21 protein-coding genes are annotated in these 23,162 nt (G+C 38.5%); 4 read left to right on the top strand and 17 right to left on the bottom strand.

The features are described 5' to 3' along the window. Positions 1 to 64 precede the first annotated feature (64 nt). The 5 genes from MHB53_RS24120 to MHB53_RS24100 form a co-directional block, all read right to left on the bottom strand. On the bottom strand, positions 65 to 517 hold the full coding sequence (locus MHB53_RS24120) for a MaoC/PaaZ C-terminal domain-containing protein (protein WP_340923437.1): 453 nt from the start codon (positions 515 to 517) through the stop codon (positions 65 to 67). 122 nt (positions 518 to 639) lie between these two features. Continuing rightward, positions 640 to 1,578, bottom strand: a complete 939-nt coding sequence (gene mdh / locus MHB53_RS24115; protein WP_340923434.1) for a malate dehydrogenase — start codon at positions 1,576 to 1,578, stop codon at positions 640 to 642. Between the two features lie 268 nt (positions 1,579 to 1,846). Further along, positions 1,847 to 3,115: an NADP-dependent isocitrate dehydrogenase gene (icd, locus tag MHB53_RS24110; protein WP_340923432.1), complete on the bottom strand. Its 1,269-nt coding sequence runs from the start codon at positions 3,113 to 3,115 to the stop codon at positions 1,847 to 1,849. A gap of 73 nt (positions 3,116 to 3,188) precedes the next feature. After that, complete coding sequence (gene citZ, locus MHB53_RS24105) at positions 3,189 to 4,304, bottom strand: citrate synthase (RefSeq protein ID WP_340923429.1); 1,116 nt, start codon at positions 4,302 to 4,304, stop codon at positions 3,189 to 3,191. 278 nt (positions 4,305 to 4,582) lie between these two features. Then, positions 4,583 to 5,050 (bottom strand): DUF441 domain-containing protein, encoded by a 468-nt coding sequence (locus MHB53_RS24100; protein WP_340923427.1) that lies wholly within the window; start codon positions 5,048 to 5,050, stop codon positions 4,583 to 4,585. An 87-nt stretch (positions 5,051 to 5,137) separates the two neighbouring features. Here MHB53_RS24100 and ytvI point away from each other — a divergent pair, with 87 nt between their 5' ends. Further along, on the top strand, positions 5,138 to 6,247 hold the full coding sequence (gene ytvI, locus MHB53_RS24095; protein WP_340924960.1) for a sporulation integral membrane protein YtvI: 1,110 nt from the start codon (positions 5,138 to 5,140) through the stop codon (positions 6,245 to 6,247). 33 nt (positions 6,248 to 6,280) lie between these two features. On the opposite strand, the gene MHB53_RS24090 is transcribed toward ytvI, so the two are convergent. The 8 genes from MHB53_RS24090 to dnaE form a co-directional block, all read right to left on the bottom strand. After that, positions 6,281 to 6,742, bottom strand: a complete 462-nt coding sequence (locus tag MHB53_RS24090) for an FxsA family protein (protein ID WP_340923425.1) — start codon at positions 6,740 to 6,742, stop codon at positions 6,281 to 6,283. Positions 6,743 to 7,025: 283 nt separating this feature from the next. After that, positions 7,026 to 8,786 (bottom strand): pyruvate kinase, encoded by a 1,761-nt coding sequence (gene pyk / locus MHB53_RS24085; protein ID WP_340923423.1) that lies wholly within the window; start codon positions 8,784 to 8,786, stop codon positions 7,026 to 7,028. A 265-nt stretch (positions 8,787 to 9,051) separates the two neighbouring features. Next, entirely contained in the window at positions 9,052 to 10,011 is a 960-nt protein-coding gene (gene pfkA / locus MHB53_RS24080; RefSeq protein ID WP_340923421.1) for a 6-phosphofructokinase, read from the bottom strand. A gap of 359 nt (positions 10,012 to 10,370) precedes the next feature. Next, entirely contained in the window at positions 10,371 to 11,351 is a 981-nt protein-coding gene (accA, locus tag MHB53_RS24075) for an acetyl-CoA carboxylase carboxyl transferase subunit alpha (RefSeq protein WP_340923420.1), read from the bottom strand. Beyond that, entirely contained in the window at positions 11,345 to 12,220 is an 876-nt protein-coding gene (gene accD, locus MHB53_RS24070; RefSeq protein WP_340923417.1) for an acetyl-CoA carboxylase, carboxyltransferase subunit beta, read from the bottom strand. The genes accA and accD overlap by 7 nt, the downstream gene beginning before the upstream one ends. A 24-nt stretch (positions 12,221 to 12,244) precedes the next feature. Continuing rightward, entirely contained in the window at positions 12,245 to 12,850 is a 606-nt protein-coding gene (locus MHB53_RS24065; RefSeq protein WP_340923415.1) for a FadR/GntR family transcriptional regulator, read from the bottom strand. A gap of 7 nt (positions 12,851 to 12,857) precedes the next feature. Further along, a complete protein-coding gene (locus MHB53_RS24060) occupies positions 12,858 to 14,096 on the bottom strand; it encodes an NAD(P)-dependent malic enzyme (RefSeq protein ID WP_340923413.1) in 1,239 nt (412 codons plus the stop codon). 107 nt (positions 14,097 to 14,203) lie between these two features. Next, positions 14,204 to 17,542, bottom strand: coding sequence for a DNA polymerase III subunit alpha (gene dnaE, locus MHB53_RS24055; protein ID WP_340923410.1), 3,339 nt, complete (start codon positions 17,540 to 17,542; stop codon positions 14,204 to 14,206). Positions 17,543 to 17,704: 162 nt separating this feature from the next. Between dnaE and MHB53_RS24050 the strand changes: the two genes are divergently transcribed. Both MHB53_RS24050 and ytrI read left to right on the top strand, forming a co-directional pair. Further along, a complete protein-coding gene (locus MHB53_RS24050; RefSeq protein WP_340923408.1) occupies positions 17,705 to 18,037 on the top strand; it encodes a YtrH family sporulation protein in 333 nt (110 codons plus the stop codon). Next, on the top strand, positions 18,034 to 18,537 hold the full coding sequence (gene ytrI, locus MHB53_RS24045) for a sporulation membrane protein YtrI (protein WP_340923407.1): 504 nt from the start codon (positions 18,034 to 18,036) through the stop codon (positions 18,535 to 18,537). The genes MHB53_RS24050 and ytrI overlap by 4 nt, the downstream gene beginning before the upstream one ends. 363 nt (positions 18,538 to 18,900) lie before the next feature. On the opposite strand, the gene MHB53_RS24040 is transcribed toward ytrI, so the two are convergent. Beyond that, on the bottom strand, positions 18,901 to 19,833 hold the full coding sequence (locus tag MHB53_RS24040) for a DHH family phosphoesterase (RefSeq protein WP_340923405.1): 933 nt from the start codon (positions 19,831 to 19,833) through the stop codon (positions 18,901 to 18,903). Positions 19,834 to 20,169: 336 nt separating this feature from the next. Here MHB53_RS24040 and MHB53_RS24035 point away from each other — a divergent pair, with 336 nt between their 5' ends. Then, positions 20,170 to 20,472: a YtpI family protein gene (locus MHB53_RS24035; protein WP_340923402.1), complete on the top strand. Its 303-nt coding sequence runs from the start codon at positions 20,170 to 20,172 to the stop codon at positions 20,470 to 20,472. 164 nt (positions 20,473 to 20,636) lie between these two features. Here MHB53_RS24035 and MHB53_RS24030 read toward each other — a convergent pair whose 3' ends face one another. The 3 genes from MHB53_RS24030 to MHB53_RS24020 form a co-directional block, all read right to left on the bottom strand. Beyond that, complete coding sequence (locus MHB53_RS24030; protein ID WP_340923398.1) at positions 20,637 to 21,947, bottom strand: CBS domain-containing protein; 1,311 nt, start codon at positions 21,945 to 21,947, stop codon at positions 20,637 to 20,639. An 80-nt stretch (positions 21,948 to 22,027) separates the two neighbouring features. Then, positions 22,028 to 22,270 carry a hypothetical protein gene (locus tag MHB53_RS24025; protein WP_340923396.1) on the bottom strand — a complete coding sequence of 81 codons (243 nt, stop codon included), beginning with the start codon at positions 22,268 to 22,270 and terminating at the stop codon, positions 22,028 to 22,030. Positions 22,271 to 22,363: 93 nt separating this feature from the next. Next, positions 22,364 to 23,047 (bottom strand): metal-dependent hydrolase, encoded by a 684-nt coding sequence (locus MHB53_RS24020; RefSeq protein ID WP_340923393.1) that lies wholly within the window; start codon positions 23,045 to 23,047, stop codon positions 22,364 to 22,366. Positions 23,048 to 23,162 lie beyond the last annotated feature (115 nt).

Below are 23,162 nucleotides of genomic sequence, written 5' to 3'. Positions count from 1 at the left end.
TACATACCAGAGGCCAAGTTCAAATGAACATGGCCCCTAAATAAATTATGAACATTATTTTTTTCTAGTTATTGTCTATTGCTCGAGGCGGACAAATAAGTAAATTTGAATCGATCACTCGATCACCTGCTTCGTCTAACGCTTCCACATGTACGTTAACAGTTTTATTCTCTCTATGTACTTCAGTTACTTCAAATGAAAATTGGATAGTAGCATAGTGGTAAACTGGTTTTAAAAATTCTATATCCTGTTTTATAATATGCGATCCAGGTCCAGGTAAATATTTCGATACAGCGGAAGTAATGATTCCCGTAAGCATAATGGCAGGCACGATCGGCTTTTTATAATCTGTTTGTGAGGCATAATCATGCTGGATATAAAGAGGATTAGCATCATTAGTTAAACCTAAAAACAGGAGTAGGTCTCTATCTTCTATTTTTTCTGTTAAAGACAATTTCTCACCAACAGATATTTCTTCCAGATTTCTACCGAGCTTGCGTTTTTTCCCCAATAACAATATATGCACCCCCATGTTTTTTAAAGCGGTTTCAAATTATATATATATATGTATAATAACACAGAAAAAGTCGGCCGAATTATAATGAATGATTCGGCCGACTTTTCTTAACCTTGTTTCTTTTATGCTAAAACTTTCATCACTTCTTTAACAGAGTCAGCAGATTGTTGCAACGCTGCTTTTTCTTCCTCAGTCAATTTTAATTCGATGATTTGTTCAATGCCGTCTTTTCCAAGGATTGTTGGTACTCCAAGGTAAATACCATCATATCCATATTCCCCTTCAAGATAAGCAATAGTAGGAATAACACGCCGTTGGTCTTTGACAATTGCTTCAACCATTTCGACAAGCGATGCTGCGGGTGCATAATATGCGCTGCCATTTCCTAATAAATTGACAATTTCACCGCCGCCTTTACGTGTGCGCTCGACGATTGCGTCCAAACGCTCTTTTGGAATAAGTGTCTCAAGCGGAATGCCACCTGCGTAAGAATAACGGACAAGAGGGACCATATCATCACCATGTCCACCAAGTACAAAACCGGTTATATCCTTCACAGATAGGTTTAATTCCTGTGCAACGAAAGTACGGAAACGAGCAGAATCTAAAACACCTGATTGTCCAATTACACGATTCTTTGGAAAACCAGACTCTTGAAATACTGTATATGTCATCGCGTCAACTGGATTTGTTAAAACGATGATGTAGCAGTTTGGAGAATGCTTAACAATTTCCTTTGTGACACTTTTCATGACTTTTTGGTTTGTTTGAACCAAATCATCACGACTCATGCCAGGTTTACGTGCAATGCCTGCTGTAATGACAACAACGTCCGAGTCTTTCGTGTCTTCATAGTTAGATGTCCCAGTAATGTTTGCATCAAACCCTTGAACTGGACCTGCTTCAAGCATATCTAAAGCTTTTCCTTTAGTCGGATTTTCCATTTGTGGAATATCAACGAGTACAACATCTCCAAGTTCTTTTTGTGCTACTAAAAATGCTGTTGTAGCACCAGTAAAGCCACCGCCGATTATTGAAATCTTTTTCCGTTTCATTGTCATAGGTACTTTCCCTTCCTTCTAAAGGATAAAAAATATGAAGATGCGCGTGCAGCCGGAAAGTAACGGCATACACACGCGGATCATTCTCCAAACTAAACTACAGGCGTTTTTCTATTGACCAGCTAGAACGCTTAACGGCTACCAAACCTTAGGAGTCAATCCCACATCATGTGGGCGCAGTTTGTACGTCGCTTAACGAGCGCTTTCGCTTAGGCTCGCACGATGGCTTTGCCACACGACGTGGCGTTCTTAGCCGTTGTTCAAGTTATTATAGGTTTTCAATTAATGCCGTTGCAAACTCAGATGTTTTTACTTCTGTAGCACCATCCATTAAACGTGCAAAATCGTAAGTAACAACTTTAGATTCAATTGTCTTCTCAACGGATTTGATGATAGATTCTGCTGCTTCATTCCATCCAAGATGTTCAAGCATAAGTACGCCTGAAAGAAGAACAGATGATGGGTTTACTTTATCTTGTCCAGCATATTTAGGAGCTGTACCGTGCGTAGCTTCAAAAATTGCATGTCCAGTTTCGTAGTTGATGTTTGCGCCAGGAGCAATTCCAATTCCGCCAACTTGTGCAGCAAGTGCATCAGATACATAGTCACCGTTTAAGTTCATTGTTGCAACAACATCAAACTCTTTCGGGCGTGTAAGGATTTGCTGTAAGAAAATATCAGCAATCGCATCTTTAATGATGATTTTTCCACCAGCTTCCGCATCTGATTGTGCCTTATTTGCAGCATCTGTTCCTTGTTCTTCTTTAATTTTATCATATTGATTCCATGTGAATACTTTATCACTGAATTCTTCTTCAGCAAGTTCATATCCCCAGTTTTTGAACGCGCCTTCCGTAAACTTCATGATGTTACCTTTATGAACAAGTGTAACGGATTTACGTCCTTCTGTAATCGCATAGTTAATCGCTGCACGAACAAGACGCTTCGTTCCTTCTGAAGATACAGGCTTAATGCCGATTCCGGATGTTTCAGGGAAACGGATTTTATCAGCGCCCATTTCATTTTGTAAGAATTCAATTAACTTTTTCACTTCTGCAGAGCCTTCTTGATACTCAATTCCCGCATAAATATCTTCTGTGTTTTCACGGAAGATAACCATGTCAGTATCTTCAGGGCGTTTAATTGGTGAAGGTACACCTTCAAAATAGCGTACAGGACGCAAGCATACAAACAAATCAAGTTCTTGACGAAGTGCAACGTTCAATGAACGGAATCCGCCGCCAATCGGTGTCGTAAGTGGTCCTTTAATTGCAATAAAGTATTCGCGGATGATATCTAAAGTTTCTGCTGGTAGCCATTCACCAGTTTTGTCGAAAGCTTTTTCTCCTGCGTAAACTTCTTTCCATGCAATTTTCTTTTCTCCTGCATATGCTTTTTCAACAGCAGCATCTAATACTCTTTGTGCAGCTGCCCAGATATCAGGACCAATTCCGTCTCCTTCAATAAAAGGAATGATTGGGTTATTCGGTGTATTCAATACACCATTTTCTACTGTAATTTTTTCACCTTGTGACATTACTTTCCCTCCAGTTTCAATCTCATCTACATATGTTATCAAAAAAAAGTAAAATTTTCTAATGATTAAATTATTATCGCTCGTTTACTGGCACAAATTTACGCAATCCAGGGCCTGTGTACTCCGCCCGCGGGCGAATAAGTCGATTATTTTCATACTGTTCAAGAATATGAGCTAACCAGCCAGATACGCGACTAACTGCAAAGATCGGTGTAAACAGATCATGGTCCATTCCAAGGCTATGATAAACAGACGCCGAATAGAAATCAACATTTGGCGGAAGTGGTTTTTGTGAAGTAAATACCTCTTCTACTTTTACAGAAATATTATACCATTCTGGTTCACCTGTGATATCAGTAAGTTTTTTTGACATAGCACGCAAATGCTTCGCGCGAGGGTCTCCCTTACGGTACACACGATGTCCAAAGCCCATAATTTTTTCTTTGTTGTTCAATTTATTTAGAATGTAATCTTCGGCGTTCTCCACTGTACCTATTTCACTAAGCATTTTCATTACTTGTTCATTCGCGCCACCGTGAAGAGGACCTTTTAACGCGCCAATTGCAGCTGTAACACCTGAATATACATCGGATAATGTAGCTACGCATACACGCGCTGTGAATGTAGACGCATTAAGCTCATGGTCGGCATGTAGAACCAATGCTTTGTCCATAGCTTCGATTTCAATAGGTTTTGGTTGTTCACCTTTCATCATGTAAAGAAAGTTTTCTGCAAAGCCCATATCTATACGTGGAGCAACTGGTTCTAACCCCTTGCGGACGCGCGAAAAAGCCGCCACAATCGTAGGCAGTTTTGCTTGTAAACGAATTGCCTTCCGATAGTTTGCTTCTTTATCCATCACATCAGCTTCATCATCATAAAGACCGAGCGCAGATACTGCAGTACGCAATGCTGCCATCGGATGAACTTTATCGATTGGAAATGTCTTAAAACTTTCAATCACTGCTTTTGGGAGCTCCATATTATTAGCAAGCTGTTGTTTTAGATCTTGTAACTGTTCTTTATTTGGCAATTCAAGATGCCATAATAAATAAATGATTTCTTCAAAACTTGCATTTTCAGTTAAATCATCAATATTATAACCAACATATGTAAGCGTATCATCGATGATCGAACTGACAGAAGAAGTAGTTGCAACTATGCCTTCCAGTCCACGTGTTGCTGTCATAATAAAAATCTCTCCTTTTTATCATTCTTTTTCCAATACTGCACCCACCATTTGCAGAGCAATAATAGATTGCTATGTAATACAAACTTTTTAGCAATCGAGCAGTTGCCATATAAAATCTCATGAAATACATACATATAAATATGTATTATTTATTATAGACGAGGTAAAAATCTTGTCTATTTTTAACATCTGCAAAATGCTTCCCTTGCCATTATAACCAACTCTGTACCTTTTGGGAATGGAAACGCTTAGAAAGGATAAAATTTCGTCGATTTTTATCCAACGCGAAATATCTCAAACAACCTCATGGCCATATATGCAATGCCAGCTCCTATCAATGGACCAACAGCGACACCTTTAAATACGGCAACAGCAAATATCGTCCCTATTACGAGCGCCGTTGTAATATGAGGATCTGTGGAAAGCAGTGTGATTCCATATTTTGCAATAATTGCGACAGCCATGCCAGCACCGAGTGCTATCCAGGCATAAGGAGATTTTATCGCAGACCCTAGTTCTTTAAATCCAATATATCCGCTTGCTATTGGCGCTAAGACGGCAATTGTAATAATAGTTACTCCCCAATTTATTCCTTTTGTTTGTAATGTAGTGAAGATTTTTTCATCTGCTCCAACTAGTTTAAGGACAAGTAGCACTGCCACCGCAATGATCAGCGATTGGTTTTTCGCAAAAAGTGCTATAGTAAGTAGTAAAATTAAAAATAAAAGTGATTGATTAAACAAATTGCTCATCCTTCCCATTTTTACTAACTGTGTTCCAGCAATCATGTTATTATATACAAAAAGAATATAATAGGTGGGGAAGAATTGATGAAACGAGAAAATTTAGCTAAAGCATTCCGTTTTTTTCTAGTGGTTGGAATAATACTAACTTCCGTCATTCTCATATATTTTGTTTGGAAAGTAACATATCCATTTATTATTGCTGTAGTCATAGCATTAGCCTTGAATCCAGCTGTTACATTTCTCGAAAAAAAATGGAAATTCCCACGTGGACTCGCGGTAGTAACAACGCTTTTTCTGATGATCTCCATTTTTGCAGCCTTGATCACATTATTAATTGCTGAAATTGTAGATGGGACAACCTATTTATCTAAAGTTGTGCCTGAACAAGTAAGTACTTTAATTACGTATTTAGAAAATTTATTTGCCGGTCAAGTGATTCCATTCTACAATAAACTTGCAAGCTTGGTAAAAGGTTTGGATGGCGCCAGGCAAGATACGATCATGAATAGTATTACATCTACAGGAAATAAAATAACCGAAAGCGCGACAATGTTTCTACAAAACTTTTTCGTAAAACTTCCTGCCCTCATATCTTGGATTCCCAATGCCGCTACAGTGATTATTTTTTCATTACTTGCAACGTTTTTCATCAGTAAAGACTGGAAAAAACTTTCCAACTTATTCACTCGTTATCTACCGGAAAAAGCAAAAACAAGTGGTCGAAAAGTCTTTATTGATTTGAAAAAAGCCCTTTTCGGTTTCATAAAGGCTCAACTCACATTAATTTCCATTACATTGGTTATTGTATTAGTCGGATTGTTGATATTGCAAATAAATTATGCCATTACTATCGCACTGATTACTGGCATAGTAGATTTAATGCCATATCTTGGAACAGGACTTGTATTTATTCCTTGGATTATTTATCAAATAATCATCGGTAATTATGGTTTGGCATTAGGCCTTAGTATTTTATACACGGTAGTCATTGTACAGCGACAAGTTATGGAACCTAAAATTTTATCTTCCAACATTGGACTTAACCCACTCGCCACGCTTATCGCGTTATTTGTCGGGTTCAAGTTAATTGGTTTTCTCGGTCTCATCGTTGGTCCCGTTACACTCGTGCTTATCACTACCTTACACAAAGCAAATGTTTTTCGTGATGTATGGACATATATTAATGGTTCTTAAGAAAAGCGCCTAACACCTCGATTCGATTCATATTCAAAATAGAACGACTTTACAATACATAAGATCATAATAATTTCTCAGCAAAAAAAGAGCCGTTTGGCTCTTTTTTAGCGATATATATACTTGTTTTTTTTGCAAAAAGTGCTTTTTTAGCATTTTTAACAATAGTGGTCTTATCAGGTTTTTTGTTATAGGTAAAAGTAAGAGCATACCGATAATATCGGTTATAAATCCCGGAGCTAATAGCATTATCCCACCGACTAACACACAGAGCCCATCCAACATTGCGTTTCCCGGAGGCTGACCTTGACGCCATTGCTCTTGCACTTTTTTCAATGCTTCCATACCTTGACGCTTCGCAAGATATGCACCAAGTAAACCTGTTAAAATAATAAGGGCCACAGTTGCAAGTACCCCAATTGATTTTCCAGCAAGAATAAATAACCCAATTTCGAGTGCTGGTACAATGATAAAAACAAAGAATAAATATTTCAAACGGATCACTTCCCGTCTTTTTTTTCATTATAACATAGGCGTTAATCCTTTTACTAAAGCTATATTTAAAAAAATGATGGATTTTGTCTAATTTATGCATTGATTATTAACGAAACTGCACCACAGGATAGTAGTTGCCACATCCTGAGAAGAATTGTCTACGTTCCTGCTATCTATCTTAGCGAATAATGTCGAAGTTTGTACAACCTGCAATTAACCATCATTATATTAAAAAAATTGTCTTGGACATGCTAGCAAGTCCAAGACAATTTTTCATTTACCTTTAAAGGACACTAGCATGTCCATTATAAATAACGCCTCTAATTGCATCTACAGTTATTTCTTGTCCTTCTTTAAATAATGATAATGCATCTTCCACTCCAACAATCACAGGGATACCTAGATTGATGCCAACAACAGCAGCATGACTCGTTAAGCCGCCTTCTTCTGTTATTAATGCAGAGCACTGCTCAAGAGCTGGGACCATATCTTTATCCGTGCCGATTGCAACCATTACTGCTCCTGGCTTTACCTTTTCATTCGCCTCAGCCGCGTTTGTAACGATCATTGCTCTTCCAAAAGCTGTTTTTCTGCCAATACCTTGGCCTTTTGCTAGGACATCTCCTACAACATGTACCTTCATCAGATTCGTTGTACCTGATTCACCAACTGGAACACCACCAGTAATGATAATAAGGTCCCCTTGCTTAACAAAACCCGTATCTAGGCTTTCTGTCACTGCATCCTCTAACATTTCATCTGTAGAACCTACAGTGCGTCCTAGTTCAGGATAAACGCCCCATACTAACGCTAATCTACGTAGAACGTGTTCATTTGCAGTTACTGCTACAATCGGTGCTTTCGGACGATATTTTGAAACCATTCTTGCTGTATGTCCACTTTCAGTCGGTGTAACAATTGCACTAACTTCCAGATTAATTGCTGTGTGTGCGACTGACTGGCAAATCGCATCTGTCATATTATGATCACTATTCTTACTAAAATCCGAGAGAATATCTTTATGATCCAAAGCTTGTTCAGCAGTTAATGCAATATTATGCATCGTTTGGACAGCTTCTACAGGATAAGAACCCGCAGCTGTTTCACCAGATAGCATGACAGCGTCTGATCCGTCAAATATCGCATTCGCAACATCACTCGCTTCAGCTCTTGTCGGGCGAGGATTCCGCTGCATAGAATCTAACATTTGAGTAGCAGTAATTACAGGCTTACCAGCTTCATTACATTTCTTAATAAGCTGTTTCTGAACAAGTGGCACAGCTTCCGTCGGGATTTCTACACCAAGATCTCCACGTGCGACCATTACTCCATCAGAAACCTGTAAAATCTCATCAATATTATCTACGCCTTCTTGATTTTCAATTTTAGGAATGATATCAATATTTATTCCGCCATTTTTCTCTAACAACTCTCTAATTTCTAATACATCACTTGCTCTTCTAACAAAAGAAGCCGCAATAAAGTCTACACCTTGCTCAATACCAAACAGAATATCTTTTGCATCTTTTTCAGTCATACCAGGAAGATTCACAGAAACACCGGGTACGTTTACACCTTTTTTATTCTTTAATGTACCACTATTCAATACCTTTGTTACAATTTCACTTTTATCAATCAATGTATTAATAACTTCTAATGCTATCAATCCGTCATCTAGCAAAATCGTAGAACCAGTATGAATATCATTCATTAGACCCGGATAAGAAACGGAAAACTTTTCAGCCGTTCCGATAACTTCATTCATTGAAATAATAACTTCGGTACCAGCTTCAAGTTCAATGGAACCGCCTTCCATATCATGCGTTCTTATTTCAGGACCTTTTGTATCTAATAAAATTCCAACATGTTTTCCAGCCTTTTTTGCTGTTTTTCTAATGTTAACAATTCGCGAACGATGTTCTTCATGATCTCCATGCGAAAAATTCAAGCGTGCTACGTTCATACCTGCTTCTATTAATTGCTTTAGTATTTCTGGATTTTCACTTGCAGGTCCAATTGTACAAACTATTTTTGTTTTCTTCATCAAATTACCCTCCTAAAAATCTAACAACATGATCAATCGCGCTTCAGCTGATTGCCCCCAAATTGAGAATTGAGAAACTCCCTTCAAAATCTGTGCATCCGCCGGAGGCTTGGGCCAACAGGATGTTGGCTACTCAGGTGTTGCCGCGGGACGCGGCGATCTTAACGTTCTATTATTTAGTCGGGGGTTTAACCCCCGACTAAATAAAATGAAAATTTACATTCTTATCGCCACTTATAGAATTGGCGACTTCTGCTGAATTAAGTTAAATCGACAATTCTTTTGATAATTTATACATACTAGATTGGAAATTATGTGGTTGTTCTAGCACAGTCAAAATATCGTCATCTACAAGCATATCTTTTTCAATTCCAACAGCACGTCCACCCTTACCTTCCATTAGCAGTTCGACAGCAAATGCACCGAGTCTACTCGCTAATACCCGATCAAATCCAGTCGGTGTTCCACCTCTTTGCATATGGCCTAGGACAGAAACCCTTGTATCAATGTTAGTTTTCGTGAATATCTCCTCGGCAAACTTTGGTCCGCTTGATACACCTTCTGCAACAATGATGATACTATGCTTCTTGCCACGTTTTTGACCGCTTTTTAGTCTTTCAGCAATATCATCTAGATCATAATCTTCTTCTGGAACTAGAACCGTTTCAGCTCCTCCAGCAAGCCCCGCCCAAAGAGCAATATCCCCTGCATCACGGCCCATTACTTCAATAATAAAAGTCCGCTCATGTGACGTTGCTGTATCACGAATTCTATCGACAGCGTCAAGAACTGTATTTAACGCGGTATCAAAACCGATTGTAAACTGTGTTCCCGGGATATCATTATCAATTGTAGCGGGAACTCCAATACATGGAAATCCTTGCTCTGTTAATGCCTTAGCACCCAAATAGGAACCATTTCCACCAATTACTACAAGCCCGTCTAGCCCAAACTTTAGTAATTGTTCAATCCCTTTTTGCTGGCCTTCCTTTGTTACGAATTCTTTACACCGCGCAGAACGTAGCATTGTTCCACCGCGATGGATAATATCCCCAACTGAGCCAAGCTCAAATTTGCTAATATTACCTGAAATCAAGCCACTGAAGCCTTGGTAGACACCGTATGCTTCAATATCGTGATAAATCGATTTCCTAACAACAGCCCGAATTGCCGCGTTCATGCCAGGAGCATCCCCACCACTCGTTAAAACACCAATTTTTTTCATTCTTTTCACCCCAGCTGTTTTGATTGATATTATAATATAAAACCCAGTGCCGTTCCTCACACTTTGGCGACTATAGGTACATTAAAAATACCATTTAATCGCTATCTTCTCAAATATTGAACAAAAAAAACACATTTCTGAATTATCAATTACCTGGTGAATTGCACTTGAATTTCTCTTAGACCTATGGAATCATATTGTGCCTGTACTAGATTCTAAGTAGAAACCACTAACTAAAAACAAAAGGCGCCAGGATTACCAAGGGCATAGGTAGCATCAATAGTGATCATATGTATATCAAAACAAGAAAGATAACACTTACCAACGAGTGCAGGCATCACCCGAATATGGGTAATGCCTTAGGAATGACTATTTTCATATTCTTTCTGCTCCGTAAATTTCCCCATCTTTTTATACTTCAAATAGCGATCCATTATTAACTTATCTGTTGCAATTGGTAATAATTGCTTTAATGACTTTTGCAATACGAGATCAATGTTTTTCGCTTGGCTTTCAACACTTTTATGTGCCCCACCTTTAATTTCCGGAATTATTTCATCAATTATTCCTAGTTCCTTTAAATCCGGTGCAGTTATTTTCATTGCCTCTGCGGCTTGTTTCGCTAGTGTCGCATCTTTCCATAAGATCGTTGCTGCGCCTTCAGGTGTGATAACAGAATAAGTAGAGTTCTCCAGCATGTACATCCGGTCACCCACCCCTAGCGCAAGTGCACCACCACTACCACCTTCTCCAGTAACGATACAAATAATTGGAACCTTAAGCCCAGCCATTTCAAAAAGATTTCTTGCTATTGCTTCACTTTGACCACGTTCTTCCGCGGCCTTACCAGGATATGCACCTTTTGTATCAATAAAACATATAATCGGTCTTTTAAATTTTTCTGCTTGTTTCATAAGTCGTAATGCTTTTCGATATCCTTCCGGGTGTGGCATTCCAAAATTACGGCGAATATTTTCCTTCGTATCTCTACCTCTTTGATGGCCAATAACTGTGATGGGTAATCCTTTATACCTTGCGATACCACCAACAATAGCTTCGTCATCACCAAATAATCTATCACCGTGTAGCTCTATAAAATCAGTAAATAATTCCTTAATATAATCAAGCGTCGTCGGTCTATTCGCATGTCGAGCAACTTGAACCCGATCCCATGCAGACATATTTTCATATACATCTTTTTCTAACTTTTCAAGTCTTGATTCCAGGCGATCAATTTCTTCTGATAAATCAACATCGGAATCCTTTGTAAACTCACGTAATTCTTGGATTTTATTTCGCAAATCTAAAACCGGTTTTTCAAATTCAAGTCCATTTACCATGCTACTTCTCCTTCTTGCTGATGGATTTCAAGCACCGTTGCTAATTTTTCTTTCATTTCCAGTCGATGGATAACAGCATCTAGTTGGCCATGACTTAATAAAAATTCAGCCGTTTGAAAATCATCTGGTAAGTCTTCACGAATCGTTTGCTCGATCACCCGACGTCCAGCAAATCCAATCAAAGCTTTCGGTTCAGCAAAGTTGAAATCTCCGAGGGATGCAAAGCTAGCCGAAACACCACCAGTAGTTGGGTGAGTCATCACAGATATGATTAATCCACCTTGGTCGCTAAACATCTTTAAACCAGCGCTTGTTTTCGCCATTTGCATTAAAGATAACACACCTTCTTGCATCCGTGCGCCCCCAGAGGCAGTAAAAATAATAAACGGAACGTGTTGTTCTCCCGCTTTTTCAATTGCTCGTGCAATTTTTTCACCAACAACAGACCCCATACTCCCCATTCGAAAATGAGAATCCATAATTGCCGTAACAACTTGTATCCCTTTTATGGTTCCTGCCCCTGTCAGTACGGCCTCGTCCATCTTTGTTTTTTTGCGGTCAGCTTCCAGTTTTTCTAAGTATCCGGGAAAACCTAATGGGTTTTCAGAGGTAATGCCTTCCTCAAAAGCTTGAAATGTTCCTTCATCAAACAAACTGTCTACCCTTTCAAGCGCAGTCATTGGATGATGATAACCGCATTGCAAACAAACTTTTAGGTTTTTTTGTAAATCCTTTGTATACATTATTTTCTTGCATCCTGCACACTTGGTCATAATCCCTTCGGGAACATCTTGCTTCGCAGCATCAGATGGTATTGCTGCATACTTCCTTTTTTTCGTTTTCGGTTTAGAAAATAGATCCTTAAGCAAGTTTTCCCCCCCTAACTGTAATATTTATATTAATTCTTGATATTGTTTATAAACAGATAATGCCTGTACCTCATCACCTGCAATTAATGCAGTGAGTAATTCGGATATAAAGCCAATTTGATCTTCTGAATGCACTTGTTTCACTTCTGTTGAATAATTCTTCACTATTTCCCAAATTCGAAATAAAAGACGGTTCTCCGAAAGATCTAATACTTTTTCAAACGATATAGGTTCAACTAATTGTTGGTCCTGAAATCTTGTTAAATCATTTTTATCCACATGAACGCAAAGATTTCTTATGATATCTTTTTCCAGAATCAACTTTGTATTCAAAACATCTTGCTTTATTTGCGGGTCTTGCAATATGAACATACCTAACCATTTCAACAAATGATGGTTTCTAAAATCAAGTAAAAATGTTCCTTCCCCTCGTCGCGTCTCAATCAAGCCCAATAGCTCTAAAGCCCTCAAAGCTTCCCTAACGGAGGAACGACCTACATTCAACTGTTCAGATAACTCTCTTTCAGAAGGTATTTTATCACCTGGTCCTAGTTTTCCTTCTAATATAATTTGCCTGATTTCTTTAACAATCGCCAAATAAACCTTTGACTTTTCTGGTTTTTCTTCCATACTAATATCACTCGCCTTTTCCGATTACAGCGAGCCGCTTAGTCCTTTCCCGCACTTCCTCAGGATCCACTTTTATTCTTGCTACTCCAGTTTCCATTGCAGTTTTTGCTACAGCGGCTGCAACATTGGGTGCAACCCGTGGATCAAATGGGCCTGGAATAACATAATCGGCGGCTAATTCCTCATCCGTAATCAATCCAGCAATTGCTGCAACTGCCGCTTGCTTCATCTTTTCATTGATATGTGTGGCACGGACATCTAGCGCTCCTCTAAAAATCCCTGGAAAGGCAAGGACATTATTAACTTGGTTAGGATAGTCTGATCTTCCTGTGCCTATGACTTTCGCTCCAGCCTCTAGCGCATCAGCCGGTAGTATTTCCGGTTCCGGGTTAGCCATCGCAAAAATAATTGGATCTACACTCATAGATTGAACCATGGCTTTTGTAAGTGCACCCGCTACTGAAACGCCAATAAAAACATCTGCTCCTTGAATAACATCTGATAGATTTCCTGCTAACTTATTGCTATTCGTAAATTGGGCAACCTTAGCTTTCACATCATTCATGCCTTTAGGGCGTCCTTCGTATATGGCACCTTTTGAATCACACATAATAATATCCCTAACACCGTAACTATAGAGCAGTTTTATAATAGCAATTCCTGCAGCACCTGCACCATTTATGACAACTTTTATTTCCTGCATATTTCGGTTAGTGATTTTTAATGCATTAACAAGACCAGCTACTGTCACAATTGCGGTTCCATGTTGATCATCATGAAAAACAGGAATATTCGTTTCTTTTTTCAAGCGTTCTTCAATAACAAAGCAATTTGGGGCAGCGATATCTTCTAGATTCACGCCTCCAAATGTCGGTTCAAGTAATTTAACCGTCTCGACTATTTTATCTACTTCTGTAGTATTCAAACAGATCGGAAAAGCATCTACGCCAGCAAAGCTTTTAAAAAGAACAGCTTTTCCTTCCATGACAGGCAAGGCTGCTTCCGGACCAATATTGCCCAATCCTAGAACAGCTGTTCCGTCAGAAACAATTGCGACCATATTGCCTTTCATAGTGTAATCATATACAGTTTCAGGTTTTTCATAAATAACTTTACAAGGTTCTGCTACACCGGGTGAATAAGCAAGGCTGAGATCTTTCGCATTTTTTACTTCAATTTTTGATTTCGACTCCAACTTACCTTTATGCAATTTATGCATATGCAATGCTTCCTCACGTAATGTCAAAGAGATTCACTCCTTCATTTACCCGCTAAGTTATTCTTGTATTCGTTAGTGGTCTGGCCACGTAAGCTTCTAAAATAATATATCATATATCGTTCCGTTTGAAAAAGTTATTTTAAGATAACACAGTCGGCACCAAGAAGTTTACGTAAATCATCTATGCAAATTTCAGATGGGTTTACCCAATCACTCGAGAGTCTAATAGTTTGCTTCGTTGCTTCGTAATGAAGCACAACTGCGGTCGTTCCACTATGAACTTTTAATAAATCGTGAAGTTTATTTAGTTTGTCTGGCTGGTGTAACTCCTTTGGTATCTTCAAAAATAACGTTAAGGACGATATTTTCTTTTCTGGTTTTTGCATTTTTTGTATGAGAAATTGTCTCTTTTCTTCCCTAGTTTCAATATTCCCCGTGATTAGGAGCGTTTCTCCGATTTTACATATAGAACTATGCCGACGATAAACATCAGGAAACACAACTCCCTCTATTTCATCTGACGCATCACTCATACGTATAAAAGCCATCACATCACCTTTTTTTGTTCTAATTGTTTTTACATACGTAATATAAACACCAGCTGATACATTTCTTTGGTTTGGCTTTAATACATGCAGGGACTGACAGCCGTGGTTGTGAAAATAATCTTCATAAGCACTTACAGGGTGTGCTGAAATATAGACACCTGTCGCTTGTTTTTCATAAAACAACTTATCTGCAAGACCTATTGCTTCCACCTCTACATATCTAGGTTTTAATTGAAACATTTCTTCCTCTGCAAATAAATCTGTACCCGTTTCAGAGGGTTTCATCAATTCAGCATGCTCTAAAGCAACATCTAAAGTTGCCAACAGGACCGCCCTATCCTTTCCAAATTCATCAAAACAGCCGGAATGCACTAATGCCTCTAGATTTTTTCGATTGATCACTTTTTGCGAAACCCGTAAACAAAATCCAAATAAATCTTGAAATGATTTTGTTTTTCTTACCTGAATGATTTCTTTTAATGCAGTAGCGCCAATCCCTTTTATAGCCGCAAGACTGTAACGTATTCCATCCTTTTCTACCTTAAATGGGTAATGACTACTGTTTATGGATGGCGGGAGGATGAGCAATCCCATTTGCTTCGCTTCCGCCATATAGGTCGCTATTTTATCTTCATTGCCAATAACGGATGTCAGCAATGCTGCCATAAAATGTTCTGGGTAATTTGCTTTTAAATATGCAAGCTGCCAAGCAATCATGCTGTATGCAACTGAATGACTACGATTAAATCCGTAATTTGCGAATCGGACAATTAAATCATAGGTTTCATTCGCTTTGCTTTCTTCATAACCTGTTTTTAATGCTCCTGTAACAAAATGCTCACGCTCACGGTCGAGCACTTCTTTACTTTTCTTACTAACTGCTTTACGTAATAAATCGGCTTCACCTAGAGAATAACCTGCCATCTTCGCAGCAATTTGCATGATTTGTTCCTGATACACAATGACACCATATGTTACCTCCAAAATCGATCGTAGATCAGGATGTGGAAATAATACAGGCTTTACACCGTGCTTTCTTGCAATATAATCAGGGATATTTTCCATAGGACCTGGCCTATATAATGCATTTACAGCCACTATATCTTCGAATTCAGTCGGCTTTAATTCTTGAAGTACCTTCCTCATCCCTTCAGATTCAAGTTGAAATACACCTGTCGTTTCACCACTTCTTAGTAGTTCAAACGTTTTTTCGTCAGCAAGAGGAATTCCTTTTATATTCAATTTCTTCCCAGTGCTAATTTGAATACTTTTTACGATCCGTTCCAGCAATGTTAAATTTCGAAGCCCTAGAAAGTCCATTTTCAGCAGTCCGATTTCCTCCAGATCCTCCATCGGAAATTGTGTCAAATAGCTGCCGGCATGCCCACCTTGGAGTGGGATAAGACTAACAAGTGGTTGCTCAGACATGACAACCCCTGCGGCATGTGTAGATGTATGACGCGGTAAGCCTTCAAGTTTCAAAGCTGTTTCATATAATTTCTTATTATGATCAGATGTAGCAATAAACTCACGTAATCCAGGAGACTCTTTATATGCTTGTGCTAAAGTAATCCCAAGCTTTGTAGGAATCAGTTTCGAAATCTGTTCCATTTCTTTTGTATTAAACCCAAAAACACGTGCAGTATCACGCATTGCTGCTTTTGCGGCTAATGTTCCAAAAGTAATGATTTGCGCAACTTTATCTTTTCCATACTTTTTAACCACGTATTCAATTACTTCATCACGTCGATGATCTGGAAAATCAATATCAATATCCGGCATCGATATTCGTTCTGGATTTAAAAAACGTTCGAATAACAGATGATAGGCAATTGGATCGACGTCTGTTATTCCAAGAACATATGCAACAAGTGATCCCGCAGCCGAACCACGTCCTGGCCCTGTTAAAATCTCCTGCTCTCTTGCGTACTTCATAAAGTCCCAAACAATCAAAAAGTAATCATTAAAACCCATTTTATTAATAACGTCTAATTCGAAATGTAATCGTTCAAGATAACGTTTGTCGTCCGTGGGACATCGTTTTTCTATTTCTGTCAGACATAATCTCTTCAACGTATCAACAGATAATTCTCCACTTGGGAGCGGGTATTTCGGCAAAAGCTGTTGATGAGTTTCCACCATTACATTACATCTTTCCACAATTTCCACGGTATTCGACAAAGCCTCTGGTATATCAGTAAACAGTACAGACATTTCTTCCTGACTTTTTAAATAAAATTCGGGTGGAACAGATTCTATTTGGTCTTTGTCAGCAAGTTTTTCTCCATCCCTGATTGCCGTCAAACATTCATAAGCAAAAGCATCTGCTTTCTCCAAATAACGAACATCATTTGTAGCAGCTAAAGGAATGTTTAGTTCTTCAGAGATTTCTCTCATTTGTGCTATTACATTTACATTCGTGACGATGCCTTGATTTTGCAAGGAAAGATAGAATGATTCTCCGAATATCTCTTTATATTTTAATGCAGTTTGTATTGCGTCTTCCTTTTTATCTTGTAAAAAGAACTGTTCAATCTCCCCTCGAAGTCCCGGTGTCATAGCGATCAAGCCACTGCTGTATGCACGTAGCCACTTCAAGGAGATCATTTCTTTTGGATGTGTTTTAATTGCGCTGGAAATTTTCAGTAAGTTTTTATACCCTTCATTATTTTTCGCCAGTAAAATGATTGGATGACATAATCCTTCATTATCTGACTCCACATCAGCGCTCATTCCAATAATAGGCTTAATTTTTGCCTTCGTACATGCTTGATAAAATGGCAGCACGCCATATAATGTATTTCGATCTGTAATGGACAATGCGGTGTAATTTAATTTTTTCGCCTGTTCCACCAACTTTGGAATAGAGATGGTGCTCGATAATAAACTAAATGCAGTAGATATTTGCAAATGGACAAAAGTCACACACCCCACCCCTTTCATTTATATTATTTAAGAACTTCCGCTTTTCTTTTTATTATGGACTATGATCTTGGAAAAGGAAAATACATACGTTCGCTTACATACATTTGAGCTTTGTCCCATATATATAAATTAGAGATATCTTGATTATTGGAGATGGTAAATATGAATGAAGCTTTTTTTCCAACTTTTTTTAATAGCTTCTTTATAGCTTTCGGAGTGATGCTAGGAGGTTCCTTAATTGGGGGTCTTGCGGCTTTTATAACCGGTGAGCCGCTTTTGACGGAAATCTCAAAAATAGCTAGCAAGGTTAGAATATGGGCCATTATTGCAGCGATTGGCGGAACCTTTGATACGGTCTACAGTTTTGAAAGAGGATTCTTGGATGGGGGCACAAAAGATATATTCAAACAATTTTTAATCATTTTATCTGCAATGGGTGGCGCCAAAACAGCTGCACTAATTATTGATTGGCTGACACTGGAACATATATCATGAGAATCCCTCCTCTTTACCGAAAGCCAACTTGGCAACGCTTCTTTGCTGGCGCTGCGGTTGGAGGCTGCATAAGTTGGATTATTTTTTTATTCATGTTCGGGACGTTGCAGGAAAAAAACAGCATCATTATGGACAGGCAAGCTAAACTCATTATTGACCAGCAAGCGAAGATCAAAATATGGCAGGATGATTATCAGGATTTGAATGAACAAAATGCAGAATTGCTTACCATTCAAGATATCCAGGTCAAACTAACTCATTTTGAAAAATACAATATCAACGATAAACAAAGTATCGTTGATATCGAAGAGGCTGTAAAAGAAGATTTACAATCCCTACTCGCCAAAGATGTAGATTCAGTTTATAAAAACAAAGACATTATCAAAAAAACAATTGAAAACAAGACGATGCCTATCAACGGAAAACGCTATAAGCTCATTGTAAAAGAAATTCATTACTACACAACCATTAGCATAGAAGTAGAAATAAAACTTGCTTAATAGAAAAGCAGTAGGCGGAGCGACAAGCATAAGAACAAAACTGTAAGAAGGGGCTTTACCTTCTTTATAGATTGACTTATGTCTTCTACGACTTGAGCTAGACATGCAAGGCTAATTGATGTTGACCAATCATAGGGAGAACCCCTGAAGTCTGCTAGCGATAGGCGCTATAGCCAAACATTAAATGGAAAATGGCTAAGACGCTCCACGTTGTCCCAACTTCGATATGCGGGCCATCGACTAGTGTCTATCCCGATCTTTCTTTAGGGGTTAGGACTCCCACCTCGAAGCGAAGGTAGGATTTACCAATGGTGGGTATAATCCCCACCTAAACCCACGATGTTCCAGCTTGCTGAAACGAGTTCACTTACATACTTCCTCAACATCCCTTTTTACAAGCATCGCCTCTTCCCATGTATGTACGGATGCACCTGCAGCAAGTGGATGGCCACCCCCGCCATGTTTCATCGCAATGGTGTTAATTATTGGACCTTTCGAGCGTAGACGTACTCGAATTTGATCTTCCTCTTCAATGAAAAAGCACCAAGCTTTTATGCCCTTGATATTTCCAAGGGAACTTACTAGTATAGAAGCTTCCGAGGGTGTAGCGTCACATTCAGCTAATATTTCTTTTGTGAGAGCTATAATTGCTGCACCATCCTCATTCATTTTAAAGTTTTCCAACACATATCCTTGCAACTTAATCACATTTGGCTCAAGTTCATACATATGGTTAAAAAGCTCTGTACGATCGAAAGAATAGCGAATTAATTCACCTGCAAATTCAAATGTACGTTGTGATGTGCTTGGATAAAGAAAACGTCCAGTATCACCAACTATTCCAGCAAAAAGAAGCCGAGCTGCTTCATCACTCATTTTAAGCCCCTGATCTTTTCCGAACAAATAGAACTCATAAATCATTTCACTCGTAGAGGAAACGGTTGTATCTACCCATAAAATATCACCGTACGGATCTTCATTCGGATGATGGTCTATCTTTATCGTCATTTCGCCCAAGGTATATCTGGCATCGCTAACTCTCTCCTGATTAGCCGTATCACAAACAATGACAAGTGCTCCCTTATATAATTCATCGGGAATGGCATCGGGGATTCGTAAAAAGTCGAGACCGAAGTCATGTTCACCAACTGCATATATACTTTTCTCAGGATAAGATGCTTTTAAAATTTCAGCAAGTCCTCCTTGTGAACCATAAGCATCTGGATCCGGTCTAACATGGCGGTGAATAATAATCGTATCAAATCGACTAATCGTCTCTAATATTTCTTGTTTCATAATTTACTCCTTTTCTCAACCTGCAGTGATACTACAAGATTATCGAGGTTTCTATAATTATTTATTTACTTTTTAGTGAGAGTTCAAAAAGGTGCCAAATTAGAAACAAGAAGTTCGAGGCGGGAAGGTTTTGAGGATCGAAGCGTATGCTCTTAATACGTAAGAACCGGAAAAACCGAGCAACGAAGAAATTCGCCGTTTATCATTTGGTGACTTTTTGAACATCCTCTTTAATAAAGTTCATTTATTTTACATTTATCTAATGTAGTAATCCTACGTTTTTACGTTACAATAAGTAGAGTAACTAGTTTTTTTGAAACGGAGGATATATATAACATGAAAATTCTAGTGATTTTAATTGTATTTTCATTGTCTTTCTATGTATATTATAAAATCAAATATGTAAGAAGCAAACGTCCAATGGAAAGAAAAATGTTAAACGGAAAGTCCAGTATGGCTCTTGGATTATTTGTAGCTTTGTTTGGTGTTAATCAACTATTTTTAAATGACACAACAATTACATATATCGTTGCGAGCATTTTTATTCTACTTGGAGGATTTAGCGCTTGGGTAGGGCTCAAAGCATACCGCTACCATATCCCTTATGCAATAAAAGAAGCCGAAGACATGAAAAAATAAGCCATGTCGACCACAAGCCGCTTTCAAAGTAAAGCGGCTTATTACTATTAAGAATAGAATACTAACCAGGCCATGAATGCACCCACATCCTGTGGGCACAGTTAATACGTAGCTAAAACGTGCACTTAGGCTCGCACGATGTGAGTCATAACGGAGTTGCGCTCTTATCTATCTATAAGTCTACACATCATAAGTGCTTTCCCAACGATTTCGTTTCCGATGTATACTTCTACATCGACTTTCCCAAATTTCCTACCCGATTCTAGTATTCTTGGCTGAATTTGCAGAACACTATCCATTTGTACTGGTTTTAGGAAATAAATTGTCAAACTCTCAACAGCAACTTCGCCTTTCTTTTGTTGGCGGAACATTCTGTTTGCGGCCTCAGCTACAATCGTTGTAAACACACCGTACGATATAGTTCCCAGCTGGTTTGTCATTTGTGGAGTTACTTCAAAGGCAAAGGAACCTTCTCCTCTTTGTTGACTTGATGTCAATTGATTTGACACCGTATCATGAATCGTTTCCCCAACCTGCGGCTGACGTTGGATCATTTGTAGAGCTTTGAGCACATCCTGTCTACTAATAATCCCTTCAAAGCGTTGCTGCTCATCTACTACAGGCAACACTTCAATTCCTTCCCAAATCATCGCATGAGCTACAGATGCAACACTTGTCTTTTTTCCTACAGTAAGCGGATTTTTAGTCATTACTTTTTCGATAGATAAGGAATGGTCTTGTCCAATCACATCTTTTCCAGTCACCATCCCTTGTACCTTCATACGATCATCAAGAACTGGAAAACGACTATGATTCGTCTCTTTTTTCATGCTATACCAATCTGCAACAGTTGATTTTATTTTAATACACGCTGCTTGATCGGAAGAAGTTAGAATATCTTCAACGAGAATAATTTCTTTTTTGATCAATTGATCATAAATCGCGCGATTGATCATCGTCGCCACTGTAAAACTATCATAGCTGGTTGAAAGAATTGGTAACTGCAATTCATCTGCTAAAAGTTTTACATGCTCTTCTGCATCAAAACCACCCGTAATGAGTACAGCAGCACCTGCTCTTAATGCATTTTCATGGGCTTTCGTTCGGTTACCGACGATTAGTAAGTTGCCTGCTCCTGTATACCTCATCATCGCATCCAGTGTCATTGCACCGATCACGAATTTAGTTAATGTCTTGTGTAGTCCATCCTTACCACCAAGAACTTGACCATCAATAATATTTACAATTTCTGCAAATGTAAGTTTTTCTATATTTTCTTTTTTCTTCCGTTCAATTCGAATAGTACCAACTCGTTCGATTGTACTAACATATCCTTTATTTTCAGCATCTTTAATTGCCCGATACGCTGTACCATCGCTCACATTTAACGTTCTGGCAATTTGCCGAACGGATATTTTTTCACCAACAGGTAAACCATCAATATAGCGGATTATTTGTTCATGCTTTGTCGCCAAGCTTTTTCACCCTTCTCTCATAACCGAGCTCATACTCTTAGTATATCGAGAAAAGCCGCTATCTTCAATTTTCTGGCTACTTAACGAGCACGAATTCTATTCTCTTTTTTCATTCCAGTATTTGTAGGTAGCTTCTTTTTGCGTTGTCTTTTCGGTGCAAATAAAAGAGCGGATAAATTACCAGCTATAACAAGTAACGCAAATATAAGCCAAACAATTGAAAACATTCCTTTCGTCCCTGCAAATTCAGGCTGTAATTCTGGCACGAAGAAATAAAGCATGACGGCACACATGAGTAAACAGATCAAATAACGGTTATGCATAATTAGGCCTCCTAACAGCTTTTTGTTAGTATATGCAGCTAGCCATTAGGACTTGCACAGGAGTGATGATTTTTCTGTATTTTGTCAGTGGGCTCAGATCACGATGGACTCCCCTGGATTCATTATTTGTCCTTTTATACTTTTTTCTAACAAATCTATAAACATTTGCGGATTCTGCTTGATAGGCGGAAATGTATTATAATGAATTGGAACAACTGTCTTTGCTCCGAGAAATTTGGCTGCTAACGATGCATCTTCCGGCCCCATTGTAAAATTATCTCCGATTGGTAAAAAAGCAATATCGATCGGATGCCGTTCCCCAATCAGCTTCATATCAGAAAAAAGTGCAGTATCGCCAGCATGATATACGGTCTTCCCTTCCGCCATAAATAATACACCAGCAGGCATCCCTAAATAGATGATCTCCTTCTCCTCGGTAAAGATTGCTGAGCCATGAAAAGCGGGAGTTAATTTCACTTTGCCAAAATCAAATTCATATGCACCACCTATATGCATCGGATGTGTTCGTAATCCTTGCCATTCTAAATAGGTTGCCAGTTCATTTGGTGCAATCACAAGCGCACCGGAACGCCTTGCAATTGACTCTGTATCACCTACATGATCACCATGCCCATGCGTTAAAATAATAACATCTGGATTTTCATTTTCCTCATGTAAATCGGTTAACCCATTTCCAGTAATGAATGGATCAATGATTATCTGCCTGTCATTTGTTTCAATTTTAACAACCGAATGTCCGTGATAAGATACTTTCATTAGAAATAACACTCCTTCTGCTATTTTTCCTTTATTATATCAATTCTATCTACTTTAGATTTTTACCTGCTTTTCTTTTTTTTTATCATAAAAACTGATACGATTATAAGTGAAT

Source organism: Bacillus sp. FSL K6-3431, assembly GCF_038002605.1.
Taxonomy (GTDB): Bacteria; Bacillota; Bacilli; order Bacillales; family Bacillaceae_C; genus Lederbergia.
This window is presented reverse-complemented; position numbering and strand designations above follow the sequence as displayed.

Excerpts from the sequence above, each read along its gene's own strand:
- mdh (WP_340923434.1), bottom strand. The coding sequence starts at position 1,578 with ATGACAATGAAACGGAAAAAGATTTCAATAATCGGCGGTGGCTTTACT.
- icd (WP_340923432.1), bottom strand. The coding sequence starts at position 3,115 with ATGTCACAAGGTGAAAAAATTACAGTAGAAAATGGTGTATTGAATACA.
- citZ (WP_340923429.1), bottom strand. The coding sequence starts at position 4,304 with ATGACAGCAACACGTGGACTGGAAGGCATAGTTGCAACTACTTCTTCT.
- ytvI (WP_340924960.1), top strand. The coding sequence starts at position 5,138 with ATGAAACGAGAAAATTTAGCTAAAGCATTCCGTTTTTTTCTAGTGGTT.
- pyk (WP_340923423.1), bottom strand. The coding sequence starts at position 8,786 with ATGAAGAAAACAAAAATAGTTTGTACAATTGGACCTGCAAGTGAAAAT.
- pfkA (WP_340923421.1), bottom strand. The coding sequence starts at position 10,011 with ATGAAAAAAATTGGTGTTTTAACGAGTGGTGGGGATGCTCCTGGCATG.
- accA (WP_340923420.1), bottom strand. The coding sequence starts at position 11,351 with ATGGTAAATGGACTTGAATTTGAAAAACCGGTTTTAGATTTGCGAAAT.
- MHB53_RS24065 (WP_340923415.1), bottom strand. The coding sequence starts at position 12,850 with ATGGAAGAAAAACCAGAAAAGTCAAAGGTTTATTTGGCGATTGTTAAA.
- MHB53_RS24050 (WP_340923408.1), top strand. The coding sequence starts at position 17,705 with ATGAATGAAGCTTTTTTTCCAACTTTTTTTAATAGCTTCTTTATAGCT.
- ytrI (WP_340923407.1), top strand. The coding sequence starts at position 18,034 with ATGAGAATCCCTCCTCTTTACCGAAAGCCAACTTGGCAACGCTTCTTT.
- MHB53_RS24040 (WP_340923405.1), bottom strand. The coding sequence starts at position 19,833 with ATGAAACAAGAAATATTAGAGACGATTAGTCGATTTGATACGATTATT.
- MHB53_RS24035 (WP_340923402.1), top strand. The coding sequence starts at position 20,170 with ATGAAAATTCTAGTGATTTTAATTGTATTTTCATTGTCTTTCTATGTA.
- MHB53_RS24025 (WP_340923396.1), bottom strand. The coding sequence starts at position 22,270 with ATGCATAACCGTTATTTGATCTGTTTACTCATGTGTGCCGTCATGCTT.
- MHB53_RS24020 (WP_340923393.1), bottom strand. The coding sequence starts at position 23,047 with ATGAAAGTATCTTATCACGGACATTCGGTTGTTAAAATTGAAACAAAT.